Genomic DNA, 13,574 nt, shown 5'->3' with positions numbered 1-13,574 from the left:
GATGTGGGCTGGTGGGGGTTCCGGCGGAGGGGATGTCGAAGGGGGCGACGTCGTAGTCGCACAGTCGACAGGTCAGGTCAGGTCAGGTCAGGTCAGGTCAGGTACATGCAACCACAATCACAACGGCAAGCGCGAAAATACACTGATGGCGATGCTCCATGCATCCCTCAATCCACCGTCCGAGCGCTCTTCGTGATCGTATATTTCGTGAACGTCATCGCGTTACTCGTCCCTGCTAGTACGCACTCTCATGATCAAAGCCATCGACAGTTGTATTTCTCCGGATGTTCGTTATCGTCGATTCTCGACGAACGTATTCCCGTTGTACCGATACTCACGGGTCGCAGGGCCGGAGTCGTCGATGTTGGTCCAAGAGATCTTGAAGCCGGCGGAATCGTCGAGCCACTCGATCGCAAGATATGGTGATCGATTGTTTACGTCGGTGTCGAGAGACACGCTATGCAAACAACTTTGCACCACCATCGAGTACGCTGATACTGCGACGCTGTCCTTGATCTGAAGCGCGTACAGCGTGCCTTCCTCTCCAGCACCGCAGAAGCCCATAGGGTGGTTGCTCGACGACTGGTTCACCACAACCAAAACGAACTCCTTCCCCTCAAGCACTTTTGATGTCGCCGAAGGAAACCCGATACTCGATGCCGAAGTCACTGCCCGGCGAAGCGTCGTTGGTAATTGCACGGCGCTTGTCCGATGGCGTGCGCCGTCCACTTCAACTATTCGCTTACCATCCTGCTGCAACTCGCGTCCATTCGAGAGATGTACCGAGGTTGGTGCCTCCGTGTCCGCAAAGACGCTTGCCGCCATCGCGATCGCCGCGATACAGGCAAAAAACTTAGTTACCAAAGATGTGATCGACATAACAGATTCCTGAATACATCCAACGATGCTCTTTATCCTGACCTTTATCCATTTTCTTGTACTGTTCGAGATCTCGATCGTGAAGTTCGGCCTCGGTTTTCCCAGCGTTCTTGGGATCCTTCATGCTCCATCCAATGTTACCTGTCTGCGTGTCACACAACACATCCCGACGTTCAAGTTGTCCTGTGGTCTTGTTTGCTTCGTAATAACTACCACCGTTCCATCTGGCAAAGGTCTCGCGTTTTAGCTGGTCGTCCGTATAGGGCAGACCTTTGAAGCCATTGATAGCTTCTCTTTGTTTCTGCTGATAAAGCGACGCGCCTGCCTTGATGTTCTCTTTCCAGTTCCAAACCTGCTCGTAACTTGGCGCAGGATTCGTCATTTGGGTCATCCCATAGCCTTCATCGCCAGCGACCACTGGTTCACTATCTGCATTGATGAAGTTTTTGAATCGACTCTCCTTCTCAAGGATAAGTTCGAAACCCACTGTATTTGGAATTGCCTTGAGGTACGTCAGAACGTCATCCTTTGACGGGTTTTTCCCCAGAATGAACACCGTTCGTCGGAACTCGGCTGCCCCTGCCTTGACTTCAACGGATAGCTTGCCACCAATGATCCTCTCGTTCAGCCCTGCTTCCCAGATCGTGTCATTGCTTGTGAATGAGCCAGTCTCTGAGAACGACCTGACCTTCCTTCCACGCTTTTCCGATTCACGCAACGAACTCACCTGAGCATCCCATACAATCATCCATTTCCATTCATAAGGTGGCGCAGCATCTGTCTTGATCTCGAATGTAATCGCAGGAAATCGTGCCGCCTCGTCGATGTAGAACTTATTTCCTGTCATGGGGCGAACCCACTCTCCAGTGTCGTTCTTCACGATGGCTTTCACCAATGAATTTTGATCGGTTCCAGTTGTCGACGCATGCTTCACATGACGCTTCACGGTTTTATGCTTCTTCGTCTCAGTCATACTCGATCTCCTTATACACCGTCAGGGAAAGTGACTCCGGTTGATCGGTGTGGATATGCTCGGTCAATCCGTTTGCATCGCTGAAGCCGCTCCACACCTGTCCCGACTCGCTCTCGACCTCGTAGCGAGTGTGTGGCAATACCGTCTCTCCATCGTCGTCGACCAAATGGAACTGTTCGTGATAACGCTGAACGCCACTGGCATGAGGTAGGCTAGGTGGCACGTAACCTTGCGCGGTTGGCCCGTCAAAGCTGTGCGTCGCGCCCTTGATGTCGATCTTGCCCGGCGCGTGGATCTCGATGTTGCCGCCCGCGATGCGCACGTACGCGCCGCCCGAGGTCAGCAGCACCTCCTTCGGCGAGGCCACCTCGATCGTCTCCGTCGCCGACAGGATCTTCACCGTCTTCTGCGCCGTCAGGTCGATGTTGTCCGAGTGCGCCTGGATCTCCACCTTGCCCTTGCCCGCGAACAGCTTCATCCCCGCGTTCTGCGCGAACAGGCTCAGCTTCTCCGTCACGCTCGCGATCAGCGACTTCCCCGCCGCCACGTGCGTGCTGTGTCCGCTCACCACGTTGATGTGCTGGTCCGCGCTGATCTGCGTGCTCTGCTGCGTCGACAGCCCGATCCCCGCCGGGCTCCCGAACAGCATCGCCGGCTCCTTGAACGCCGCCGCCGAGCCCGTCCCGCCGCCCGCCGTGCGCCCGCCCGTCGCGCCGCCCGGCTTCGTGTCGCGCGTCACGTCGGTCAGCGCGCCCAGCGCCGCGCGCCCTTCGCTCAAACTCTCCGCGTGATGAGTCGCGCTCGCGTTAGACAGCGCGTCGAGCAACTGCTGCGCGTTGCCCAATTGACGATGCGTGTCGCTCGCGTCGAACGGCTGGCTCGCCGCCGATTTCGGATAGGTCGTCACGTACAGGCCGCTGCCCGCGCGCACCGCGCCGTAGGCGTCCGTACGCAGGTCGAAGCCCTGCCCGAGGAACGGCCCGCGCGCATTCCCGTCCTGCTGGATCAGGTAGCCCAGATGCAGGTGCGTATTGCCCTGGCTGCTGAACAACTGCGCGCGGTTCTGGCCCGTCGCATCGTCGAACACCATCTGGTTGTAGCCGCTGCCCGCGTATTCCTTCGTGCGGTAGCCCGACAGGATCCCGTTCGAATGCCACTGCGGCTTCACCGCCCCGTTGTAAACCCGCGCGGTAATCAGCGGCCGATCGCAGTCGCCGCCCACGTAGTCGACGATCACCTCCTCGCCCACCCGCAGCGGATGCACCGCGCCGTAGCCCGCGCCGCTGTCCGAGAACGCCGCGCGCAGCCAGCACGACGCGCGCTCGTCGCCCGCGTTCAGGCGGTCCCACACGAACTGCACCTTGTGACGGTTCAGGTCGTCGGTATACACCTCCTCGCCCTTCGGCCCCACCACGATCGCCGTCTCCAGGTGCATCTCGGGCTTCGCATGCTCGAACGCGCTGCGGTACGGCACCGACGCGCGCTGCGCCTCGATCTCGACGTGGTAGAACCCTTGCGCGCCATCGCCCGCGTGCGGCACGCTCGCCGCGGCGGATGCGCCCGTCGCGCGCGCCTCGGCGATCACGCCCGCGAGGCTGTGCGGGAAGTTCGTCTCCCCGCCGCCGAGCGGCAGGTTGTTCTCGATCACGCGCGTGATCCCGATGATCACGAACTCGCGCTGCTCGGCCGCGTCGCGGTCGTGCTCCGGATGCCCGGCGAGATGGAAACGGCGGCCCGCGTCCGCGCCGCGCACGCCGCCCACGCCGTGGAAACGCTTCGCGCGCGATTCCCATTCTTCGAGCCGGATCGCCGACAGCCGGTCGCCGTTCGTCTGCGGGCCGTAGGTATACGCACCCGTGTATTCGTAGACCTCGGTCTGCCCCGGCAGCTCGCCCTGGTTCGCCTTGGTCGGCAGCGACGTGCCTTTCGGGTTGTGCGGCGTCGACGGCTGCTTGTAGTCGAACGTGCGCGACGCGAACGCGGTGCTTTGCAGCGTGCGCGAGCCGGCCCACTGCGTGAGCGCGTCGCGCTCGCTGCCGAGATCGGCGCGGTGGAAGCGGATCGTGTCCGGCGTCATCGCATCGAGCGACTGCGGCGTGTCGGTGATGACGAACGTATGCGACTTGCCGTCGTCGGCGTGACGCCAGAAGCCGTACAGGCCCTCCGCTTCGAGCAGGCGGTGCACGAAGTTCCAGTCGGTTTCGCTTTGGCGGCAGTAGGAGCGCGACGGCAGCGGCTTCGACAGCGCGAACTGGAAGTGCCCCCGGGCCTGGGGGTGTTCGTTGAAGACGTCGGCAATGATCGCGTCGGCGGGACGGTCCTGCCAGATGCGCTCGTCGCGTCGGAAACGCAGGAAGTGCAGCCACGACGCGAACACCAGCTGATAGCTCGTCAGGCCGCCGTCCGCGCCCAGGCGGCGGGCGGTGTGCACGTAGCCGTTGAACGGGCGGTAGGATTTGTCGGCCTGCTGCAGCCATGCGGTGACGGGCTGCGCGATCAGCTTCTTCAGTTCGACGTCGCCCGCCCCGGACACGACATCGAGGGTCCAGCTGAAATCACGGCCGAGTGCCGAGACCGCCAACGCGCGCCTGGGAACGAACGTGTTCGCCGGCAGCGGTGTATCCAGCCGCAACAGTCGGTCTTGCTGGATCAGGCCACTCCTGATGCTCAGCATCAGCTGGTGCGCATCCATCGGGCATACCTTTCGTTCTATTTAAGATAATCGCCGACAGAAATTGCTGTCCGGCCCACATGCCGGATTGTACAAACGATCGCAATCGATGAACGAGATTCTGCGTGAACTTAGGATGGCTATGCGGCGGAGTCGTCACGAAAACCCAAACAATCCTTAAAGCCGACCACACAAACAGCAGTAACCATTCCACCCAACGCGGGAAAAATGCAGGAAATGGGCCCCGCGATCTCGCATCCATCGATCAGCCGGTCATCCGGCCTGAATACGCGGCGATGCACTCCGCCCCCCTTCTACGCTTCCATCGAAACGCATGCGGAACGCATCCTTGCAAGGATACTTTTCGAGACGGCACCTCCCAAAAAGCCACCCATCCAGAACCACTCAACCACCCAGCCCCTCACCCCTCCAAACAGCAGCCCAAGCTCATCTCGAAATACCTGAAGCTCCGCTCCACCCCTGCCGCGACATCCCGCACCTGCTCGGCGCTCGGCGCGTGCCCAAGCAGCGTCGCCACGATATCCAGCGCCTCCCACGGATGCTTGTCGTCATAGCTCGAATGCAGCCGCAGCCAGCGCATCGCGCGGCCGCGCACCTCCGCGCCGAACAGTTGCTCGTACGCCTCCGACCGGCACAGATCCGCGCTCCATTCCCCCGTCACGCCCTCGATCGCGTAATTGGTCGCCGCGATGCTTGCCGCGAGCGAGTCCACGCTGCTGCTCTTCCAGCACCAGTGGCTCAACGCGAGCGCCGCCGGCGGGCTCTCGCCGTCGCTGAGCACGCGCCGCTCGATGCCGCACGCCTGCGCCCAATCCGCCCAGTACTCGACATGGTTCAGCTCGACCCGGATATTGCGGATCAGATAGCGGCGCGCCTTCTCCTCGCCCGGCGACTGCTCGCCGTTCGCCTTCAACAGGTTCATCGACATGTACTTCGGAAACTGCTCGACCACCGGCCAGCCATTCACGAAGAACGCGCGCACCTGCTCGTCGCCGAGCCGGCCGTCGCGCATCAACGTAAACACCTCGTGGAAGCGCACGCGGTCGCGCGCCTCACGCACCTCGCCCACCATGTCCTCCAACCAATGCGGATAGCTGGCGATATCCATCAGGTCGCCCTCTCTTTCGAATGGAATGTGCACGTTCCTCTCCTTGTATGACTTCACGTGTTCACGTCAATACCCGCCCTCGCGCCACGGCGACGGCTTCGCAAAGTAGTAACCCTGGTAGAAATCGATCCCCAGCTCGCGCAGCACCCGCAGTTCGGCCGCCGATTCCACATGCTCGGCCACCGTGCCGCAGCGCATCGAGTGCGCGACTTCGTTGATCGCGCTGACGACGCCGTAGCTGACCCGGTCCGACAGCATGTTCGACACGAACTCGCCGTCGATCTTCAGGTAATCGATCGGCAGGTTGCGCAGGTACAGGAACGAGGACATCCCCGCACCGAAATCATCGAGCGCGAAGCGGCAGCCCACCGCGCGCAATTCGTTGATGAAGCGCGACGCGAGATCGAGATTCTTCACCGCGATCGTCTCGGTGATCTCGAAGCAGACCGCTTTCGGATCGAGCCCCGACGCAAGCAATTCCGTCACGACGAATTCGAGAAACCGTTCGTCGGAAATCGACGCACCCGACAGGTTCACGTTGTATTCGCGATACTCGCGCGCGGCGAGCGCGCCCAGCTTGCGGAACACGGTGCGGATCACCCAGCGATCGATGAGCCCCATCAATCCATATCGCTCGGCCGCCGGCAGGAAGGCCGCGGGCGACACGTCATGCCCCGCGTCGCCCACCATGCGCAGCAGCAGTTCCGCCCGCTCGGGCACCGCGCCCGACGCATCGGTCCCGACGATCGGCTGGACGTACAGCCGGAAGCCGTCCGCTTCGAGCGCGGTCTTGATGCGCCGGCTCCACTGCACGTCGCCGACGTGGCGCGCCTGCTGCAGGTCGCTCGGGTCCGCGAGCTGGATCCGGTTGCGGCCGCGCTCCTTCGCGATGTAGCACGCGATGTCGGCGAGCTTCACCGCTTCTTCGAGGCTGTGCGGCGCGCGCTCAAGCTCCAGCATGCCGATGCTGACGCTCACGCGGAACCGCTCGCCCTCCCAGCTGAACACGAAATCCTCCAGGCTGCGGCGCAGGCGCTCGGCCTTGTTCTTCGACGGCCACGCGCCCGCGCCGCCCGGCAGCAACACGCCAAACTCGTCGCCGCCGAGCCGCGCGAGCACGTCGTCGTCGTCGAGGCAGTTGCGAAAGCGCTGCGTCACTTCGCGCAGCATCGCATCGCCGGCCGCATGGCCGCAGGTGTCGTTCACTTCCTTGAAACGATCGAGATCGAGCATCAGCAGCGTCGCGCCGTCGCGGGCCGGCTCGAACAGCGTCGTTTCCAGCCGCCGCTCGAACTCGACGCGATTCACGAGCCCCGTCAACACATCGTGCGTCGCCTGCCACGCGAGGCTTTCGAGGAACTGCTGCTCCCTCGTCATGTTGCGCAGGATCAGCACGTAGCCGACGTGGCCGCGCGCGTCGTCGCCCATCTCGGAGATCAGCGTCTGCACGACGATCTTCGCGTTGTCCCGGCGCAGCAGATGCGCCTTGCGCCGCACCGGCTCGCGCGTGCCGTTCTGCCGGTACTCGTCGACCACGTCGATCACCGCGCCCGTCTCCCTGTCGAGCAGCATCAGCATCGCCGCCATCGGCGCGCCCGCACAGTCGGCGGACGCGTGGCCGAGCAGCTGCTCGGCGGCCTTGTTGATCGAGTCGATCTGCTTCGCGACGCTGATCGTGATCACCGCCTCGGCCACCGCGCTCAGCGCCGCCTCCGCACGCGCCTCGCTGCGTTCGAGCGCGGTCTGAATCGACAGGCGCTGCAGCGCGAGCCGGCGCGCCCACACGAGCGTCAGGTACATCAGGAACAGCGACGCCGCGACATAGCAGGCGAGCAGCAGCGCGACGCTCGACCGGAATTCCGCGCTCAGCGAGCTGGAAAAGTGATCGGGCAGCCCCGACACGCGCTCGTTGATATCCCAGATCCGGTATTCGAGCTGCCTGATGCGCGGATCGCCGAGATTGCCGCGCTGCACGAGATCGCGCAGTTCGTGCGCGATCGTGCCCAGCTCGGCCAGTTCGAGATCGGCCTGGGTCCAGCAGCGCAGCGCGTAGTCGACCTTGGTGACCCAGCTCAGCGCGGGAAACAGCCAGACCGCCGCGGCCGCGTCGCTCGGCTCGATGCCGCTCGCGACGATCGCGCGGCGCGCGGCCCCGCGATCGGGCGGATCCCGTTGCAGCGCGGCGCGCGCGAGCCCGAGCAGATAGGGCTTGCCGATCGCCGTCTCGTAGCGGCGGTAGGCCTCGGGGTCGCCGGTTTCCGCATAGCGGCTCAAATAGATCACGGCGTCCTTCTGCGATTTCGACCAGGCGCTCTCGCCGCCGATGTACACCCGCAGAAACGACACCACCGCGAGGGTGATGATCACGACACACACCAGCACCGTCACCATCAGCAGGATCGGCCAGATGTCACGCGCGGGCCGCAGCCGCGCGGCGCCGCGCCCCCCACGGCGGTGGTCCGCCTGATCGCGCTTGCTCGAAGTCACGTTCTTCCTTCGTCCACAATGGCCCCAGGCCGGAGCGGCGTGGGGCCCGTCCGTCAAGTGCCTTGCAGTTTCAGGCGATTCGCATGGGTCCGCATCACCGCGACGGGATCGGCCGCGTACGCGCCGCGCACGCCGAGCAGCTGGTTGATCGCATCGAAGTGGTTCCACTTGTAGCCGGTCGACACCACGGTGCCGTACAGCGAGCTGCACACCGACGTGAAGCCGTCGTTCGGGCCCGCGTGCTGCAAGGCCATGATGTTGCCGGCCATCAGGAACACGAGGGTCGACGGGTCGAGCACGTTGGCCGGATCGATGAGCGGGATCACGCTCGTGTCGACCGCGCCCGTGACGAGACCGAGCAGCGACACCGGTTGATACGCGCTGCCCGTCCACGAATACAGCAGGTGGCGGTTGCCCGCGACGCTCTCGCTGCCCGCGCCGGTCGCGCAGGCGCCCGCGCGCCCCAGCCCCGCGCTCGGCAACAGCTGGTTGAAGCCCGTCGCGTCGTCCGTACTGAGCGCGCGCAGGGCCGCGATCGCATCCTGGTTCGTGTTGTGCGAGCTGCTGGTCAGAATCCCGAACACGTTCAGCAGCGCGCCGAATACCGGCGTCGACAATCCGGTCGGGTCGAGCCGCAACGCGGCCAGCACGAAGTCGGCGAATTGGGAGCCGCGATGCGGGGTCGCGATGGTCGTGACCGAGGCGACCTGCGCAGGCGCGACGGTCGCGACGTAGCGCGCGGTCAGCCCGCCCTGGCTATGGCCGATCAGATTGACCTTCGACGCGCCGGTGAGCGCCAGCACCCGCTTCACGTACGCGAGCAGCTGCTCGCCGCGTCCGTTCGGCCCCAGGTCGCTCTGGAAACCGGACAGGTTGGCCACGTACACCGTCGCGCCGTGCCGTTCGAGATCCTGCTGCATGCCGTACCAGTAAGGCAGCACGCCGAGGTAGTCGTCGGTGCCGGTGAGCCCGTGCACCAGGATGATCGGATAGCGGGTCGCCGCGTAGTTGTCGACGGGCGGCGCCGCGCGCGCCCCGCCGACGGGCGCGAGCGCGAACGATGCCGCGGCGAGTACGGTCGCGCCCGCGGCCAATACGGCGCGGCAGCGGCGCGCGACCCAGCGTCGGAATGGCAGGTCGCCGGAAAATTTCGACATGGATGACAGGTTTCCTCTTGGTGTCCGTATTGCGTTGCATTCCGACGCGTGCGCCGCGCCGCCCTCCCTGCGCCGCGCTTACCAGCCGAGGCAATAGCCCCGCAGCACGGCACCCGCCTGCTCGGTCGCGACCGCCGCCCGCCAGGTCGGTCCCAGCGCGATGTCCGCGACCGTCCAGCGGCCCGTCCGGTCGTCGCACGCGCCGCGCGTCGCCGCGACCGGCCACGCGAGCGTCAGCTCGCGCCGATCGCGGGCAATACCGATGCCCTGAGCCTTCAACACCGCCTCCTTGCGCGTCCACATCTGCAACAGCCAGCCCTTGCGCGCCGCCGCCGGCATCCTGGCGAAACCGTCGCGCTCCGCACCGACCAGCGCGGTCTCGGCGAGCGCGTCGAGGTCGATGCGACGCTGCATCGACTCCAGGTCGCAGCCCACCCGCTGCCGGCCGCCGATGGCCAGCAGCACGCCGCCCGCCGCATGGCTCACGTTGAATTGCAGCTCGCGACCGAACAGCACCGGCTTGCCGCCCGCCTCGACGTCGAACACGAGCCGCGCCGGATCGACGTCGAGATACGCGCCGAGCACCACGCGCAGCATCCCTCGGGCAAACATGAACAGCTCGCGATGCGCGCGCCACCGCAGCCGCGCCGCCCGCTCGCGTTCGCTGATCGACAGGCAGTCGAGCTTCAGGTACGAGCCTGCCTCGTCGAGACGCGCACGCCAGATCTGTACCTCGCCGTCCAGCGCGCGCTGCATCAAGGCGGCCGACGGGCGCGCCACGGTAAAACCCCATTCACTCATTACTTCCTGCCATTTCTGTTACCGCCAAATACACATCGATTACTTACTCAGTAGAGCCAATTGTTTGAATGACGACCGGACTCTTCCGAGGGCGTGCGATCAGCCCGCGCCCGCCGCGACCTTGCGCTGCCACGCGATGAACAGCGGCGCGCCGAGGATTTCGAGCGCGGTGAACCCGATGAACGGCGGGAACGGCGCCCCGAGCGCGGCGAGCGAGATCAGGCGGCCGATCCCGCCGATGAAGATCATGATCCACAGGGTACGGAACAACGCGCCTTGCCGTTCGATCGAGGGGATCACCGAGAAAGCCGCGAGCCCGAGGCCCAGCCACACCCCGGCGTAGAAGCGCAGGTTGCTGTCGAGCGTCGCGTCGGCGGGCACCTGCACGCCCAGCGAGGCATAGAGCGGATCGTTGACGCCCAGCATGCCCAGCACGCCGGTGATGGTGGGAACGGCCGCGAGGATCGCGGTGGCGACTTGCAGCGCGCGTTTGCTCATGGAATGTCAGCCTTCGTTTCGTTATCGATAAAAAATGCCCAGCACCTGCACGCTGCCCGACTCCGGCATCGCACCGAAGCGGCTCCACGCCGGCCCGGTCTGCCGCAGGTACTGTACGGCAACGTCGAAGCGGTCGAAGCGCCGCCGCAATTCCAGCCAGTATTGCCGCCCCGCGCCGAGATCGGCCTGCACGAAGCCCGACAGGTCGAGCCGGCGGACCCCGACGTTGCGCCACACCGCCATCGCGAACACCCCGTGACGGGTCGGCAGTTCCTGCGCGGCGACCGAGGTCCGCACCGCCGCGCCCCAGGCGAGCGGATTGCCCGCCTGCAGCGCGCGCCATTCACCCGCCGATGCGCCGCCGCTGTTGCTCTGGAACTCGGCCGTCAGCGACAGATCGATCGGCAGCGTCCAGGTCGCACCGAACGCCGAACTCGTTCGAAACGCGCGGTCGACGTTGCTGCCCGTCGCGCGGCCGATCAGCGACGGACGGTAGCCGCCCGCCCACTCGCCATACGCGACCACCGCGTTGCCGAGCAGGAGGCTGAGATTCTGGCCGAATTGCGGCGATTGGCCGCTCTCACCATACACCACCCACTGCGGCTGCACCGTATCGCTCAGGCGCTGGCTGCTGACCAGCATCCAGCGATCGACGCCGTTGGTGCGCTGCAGGTCCGAGCCGGCCGTCGGATCGCCGGGCAAGCTGCGGCTCGCGAGCCGCGGCGACAGCATCAGCGCGACCGAGCCGGTGTCCCACACCCGCTGCACCCGCGCGGCGACCGTGCCGAGCCGGTTGGTATGCCGGCTGTCGGGATCGGGCGGCACGTCGAGGCTGACCGCGCCCGCCTTGAAGAAATCCGTCGGGTTGTAGCCGAGTGCCGCGCCGACCCGTTCGTTGATCCGGCCCGCATCGATCATCAGGTACGGCGACGCGCGCCAGCTCGCATAAGCTTCCTTCACCAGCATCACGTCGCGATGCGACGCCGCATCCGTCGACAACGGATCGAAACGGTCGAAGCGCATCGAGAAATGCGCGGCGAATGACGGCGTCAGCGCCTGATCGAGCTGGAATTCGAGCGACAGCTGGTTGCGCCACGACGCGCCCGCGTCGCGATAGTCGCTGTAGCGCACTGCATCCTGCACGCTGAACTTCCACGGACGCGCGGTTTCAGGCGCTGTGACGGGCGTCGCGTCGGCGAGGTCGAGCGCGGCCGCGGCCGGATCGTCCGTCCCGGCCGCGCGCGCGCCACCCGGCAGCGCCAACGCCAACGCCCACGCAACGGCCAACGCGAGCGAGCCGTTTCGCCACCCGCCCCGCTCCACCCTCATTGCGCCTGGAAGCGGGGCAGGTAGTCGCGCTGCAGCCAGGCATCCGGGATGTCCTGCCACTGGTAGCCGGAAAAGCGCATCACCGTGACCCAGGCCGTGTCGAGCCCGTCGATGATGACGGTCTCGGTCGGCCTCTCGACGCCCAGTTCCATCGTGTAGCGCCGGTAGTAGGCGGTCTTCAGCAGCCGCTCGCTCTCCGAATAGAACTTCGCCTTCACGGGCCGGCTGCTGGTCGCGTCGAGCCACATCTCGATGCGATGGTAGGTGAGGCCCGCCGCCTTGCCGGACAGCGACAGCTTGTACGTATGACGCGGCTGGCGATCGCCGTCGGTCACGTCTTCCTCGCCCTTCAGCTCGGCCTGGTAGTCGTGCGCGAGATTGACCGTCACCACGTCGCCGTTCGCGGCCTGGCCGAGCAGGCGCTGGTCCGGCGAGATGCGGATGCTCGCCTGGTTGGCCGGGTCGTAGAACCACAGATCGTTGCCGTTCTTCAGCATCAGCTTGCCGGTGTCGCGCGCGGGCGCGACAAAGCGCACCAGTGTGCGGAACGCGCCGCCCGGCGCGTCCGGCTTCGAATAGATCGACAGCGTGTTGCCGTCGACCTGCTTGCCGCCCCGGTACTCGGTCAGCGATGCGGTCAGCACGAACGAGCGGGTCGGCGTGCGGATCGCATCGCTCGCCGCCAGCAGCTTCTGCGGATCGGGCGGCGTCTGCGCGTACGCGCCGCCCACCGCCATGCACAGGCCGATCCATCCCGTCACCAGCATCCGACGCACGCGCCACCTCCCAGTTGTATTCATCCGAATGTCCTCACACATAGCGCAGCGCGTCGACGATCGACAGCCGCGCCGCATGGCGCGCCGGCAGCCACGCGGACAGCCCCGCGACGCACGCGAGCCCGACGAAGGTCAGCGCGATCAGGCGCCACTCGCCCCACACCCGCACCGTGAGCGCGACCGAATCGATGCGCGCGGGCGGGGTCCAGGCAAGCCCGCTGTGGTTGATCGCGGACGCGAGCGCCAGCGCCGCCAGCACGCCGAGCGACGCGCCCACCACGCCGAGCAGCGCGCCCTCGCAAACGAACAGCGCCTGGATCCCGCCGCGCCGCACGCCCATCGCGCGCAAGGTGCCGATCTCGACGGTGCGTTCGAGAATCGCGGTGCTCATCGTGTTGCTGATCACGAACAGCACGATCGCGCCGATCAGCACGAACACGAACCCGAAGATCATCGAGAACATGCGGTTGGTCTGGCCGTAGAACGGATTGAGCGCCGCGAAGTCGAGCAGGTCGAGCGGCTGCCCCTCGAAGCGGCCGCCCAGCAGCTGTTCGATCCGCTCGCGCGCGGCCGGCAGCTGCGCGCTGTGGCGCAGCTGCAGTTCGATCGCCGTCACGCGCGGCGTATCGCCGCCGTAGACGAGCCGCTGCGCGCGGTCCAGGTGCAGCGCCAGATACACGTCGTCGAGTTCCTTCACGCCCTGCTGCTCGGCTTTCACCACCGTGAAGCCGCCGACGTTCGGCGCGCCGTAGGCATTCGCGGCCAGCACCTCGAGGTGGGTCGCGCCCGCGCGCGCGGGCTGCGCCGCCGCCTCGTCGGCGGCGAGCGCGAGCACGTCGGCGGGCGCATCGGCCGCGCTCGCGCTCGCCGCGCT

The 13,574-nt window shown here is 65.6% G+C and carries 11 protein-coding genes; all 11 read right to left on the bottom strand.

Annotated features, from left to right (window positions below; all coding sequences use genetic code 11):
• Nucleotides 1-291: 291 nt before the first annotated feature.
• Nucleotides 292-879, bottom strand: a complete 588-nt coding sequence (locus AC1RQF_RS17135; protein WP_273997204.1) for a hypothetical protein — start codon at nucleotides 877-879, stop codon at nucleotides 292-294.
• Nucleotides 854-1,852, bottom strand: a complete 999-nt coding sequence (locus AC1RQF_RS17130; RefSeq protein WP_492872565.1) for a hypothetical protein — start codon at nucleotides 1,850-1,852, stop codon at nucleotides 854-856. The genes AC1RQF_RS17135 and AC1RQF_RS17130 overlap by 26 nt, the downstream gene beginning before the upstream one ends.
• On the bottom strand, nucleotides 1,845-4,544 hold the full coding sequence (locus AC1RQF_RS17125; RefSeq protein ID WP_492872564.1) for a type VI secretion system Vgr family protein: 2,700 nt from the start codon (nucleotides 4,542-4,544) through the stop codon (nucleotides 1,845-1,847). Before AC1RQF_RS17125 ends, AC1RQF_RS17130 begins: the two co-directional genes overlap by 8 nt.
• A 400-nt stretch (nucleotides 4,545-4,944) precedes the next feature.
• Nucleotides 4,945-5,685, bottom strand: coding sequence for an iron-containing redox enzyme family protein (locus tag AC1RQF_RS17120; RefSeq protein ID WP_273997202.1), 741 nt, complete (start codon nucleotides 5,683-5,685; stop codon nucleotides 4,945-4,947).
• A 33-nt stretch (nucleotides 5,686-5,718) separates the two neighbouring features.
• Complete coding sequence (locus tag AC1RQF_RS17115) at nucleotides 5,719-8,043, bottom strand: putative bifunctional diguanylate cyclase/phosphodiesterase (protein WP_273998287.1); 2,325 nt, start codon at nucleotides 8,041-8,043, stop codon at nucleotides 5,719-5,721.
• Nucleotides 8,044-8,192: 149 nt separating this feature from the next.
• Entirely contained in the window at nucleotides 8,193-9,296 is a 1,104-nt protein-coding gene (locus AC1RQF_RS17110; RefSeq protein WP_273997201.1) for an esterase/lipase family protein, read from the bottom strand.
• A gap of 78 nt (nucleotides 9,297-9,374) precedes the next feature.
• Entirely contained in the window at nucleotides 9,375-10,097 is a 723-nt protein-coding gene (locus tag AC1RQF_RS17105) for a 4'-phosphopantetheinyl transferase family protein (protein WP_273997200.1), read from the bottom strand.
• A 99-nt stretch (nucleotides 10,098-10,196) separates the two neighbouring features.
• A complete protein-coding gene (locus tag AC1RQF_RS17100) occupies nucleotides 10,197-10,595 on the bottom strand; it encodes a DUF4345 domain-containing protein (protein WP_273997199.1) in 399 nt (132 codons plus the stop codon).
• Nucleotides 10,596-10,616: 21 nt separating this feature from the next.
• Nucleotides 10,617-11,918: a hypothetical protein gene (locus tag AC1RQF_RS17095; protein ID WP_443111470.1), complete on the bottom strand. Its 1,302-nt coding sequence runs from the start codon at nucleotides 11,916-11,918 to the stop codon at nucleotides 10,617-10,619.
• 2 nt (nucleotides 11,919-11,920) lie between these two features.
• Nucleotides 11,921-12,691 (bottom strand): outer membrane lipoprotein-sorting protein, encoded by a 771-nt coding sequence (locus tag AC1RQF_RS17090; RefSeq protein WP_443111489.1) that lies wholly within the window; start codon nucleotides 12,689-12,691, stop codon nucleotides 11,921-11,923.
• Nucleotides 12,692-12,734: 43 nt separating this feature from the next.
• Nucleotides 12,735-13,574, bottom strand: an 840-nt coding sequence (locus AC1RQF_RS17085; protein WP_492872563.1) for an ABC transporter permease, incomplete at its 5' end; no start/stop codon positions are given.

It is taken from the genome of Burkholderia sp. GW821-FHT14F03 (genome assembly GCF_058803765.1).
Note: the sequence above shows the minus strand (reverse complement) of the source record. Positions and strands in the feature narration are given on the sequence as shown.

Bases quoted from the DNA above. Each gene is read 5' to 3' on its own strand.
- AC1RQF_RS17100 (WP_273997199.1), bottom strand. From the start codon at position 10,595: ATGAGCAAACGCGCGCTGCAAGTCGCCACCGCGATCCTCGCGGCCGTT.
- AC1RQF_RS17105 (WP_273997200.1), bottom strand. From the start codon at position 10,097: ATGAGTGAATGGGGTTTTACCGTGGCGCGCCCGTCGGCCGCCTTGATG.
- AC1RQF_RS17135 (WP_273997204.1), bottom strand. From the start codon at position 879: ATGTCGATCACATCTTTGGTAACTAAGTTTTTTGCCTGTATCGCGGCG.
- AC1RQF_RS17110 (WP_273997201.1), bottom strand. From the start codon at position 9,296: ATGTCGAAATTTTCCGGCGACCTGCCATTCCGACGCTGGGTCGCGCGC.
- AC1RQF_RS17115 (WP_273998287.1), bottom strand. From the start codon at position 8,043: ATGGTGACGGTGCTGGTGTGTGTCGTGATCATCACCCTCGCGGTGGTG.
- AC1RQF_RS17090 (WP_443111489.1), bottom strand. From the start codon at position 12,691: ATGCTGGTGACGGGATGGATCGGCCTGTGCATGGCGGTGGGCGGCGCG.
- AC1RQF_RS17125 (WP_492872564.1), bottom strand. From the start codon at position 4,544: ATGGATGCGCACCAGCTGATGCTGAGCATCAGGAGTGGCCTGATCCAG.
- AC1RQF_RS17130 (WP_492872565.1), bottom strand. From the start codon at position 1,852: ATGACTGAGACGAAGAAGCATAAAACCGTGAAGCGTCATGTGAAGCAT.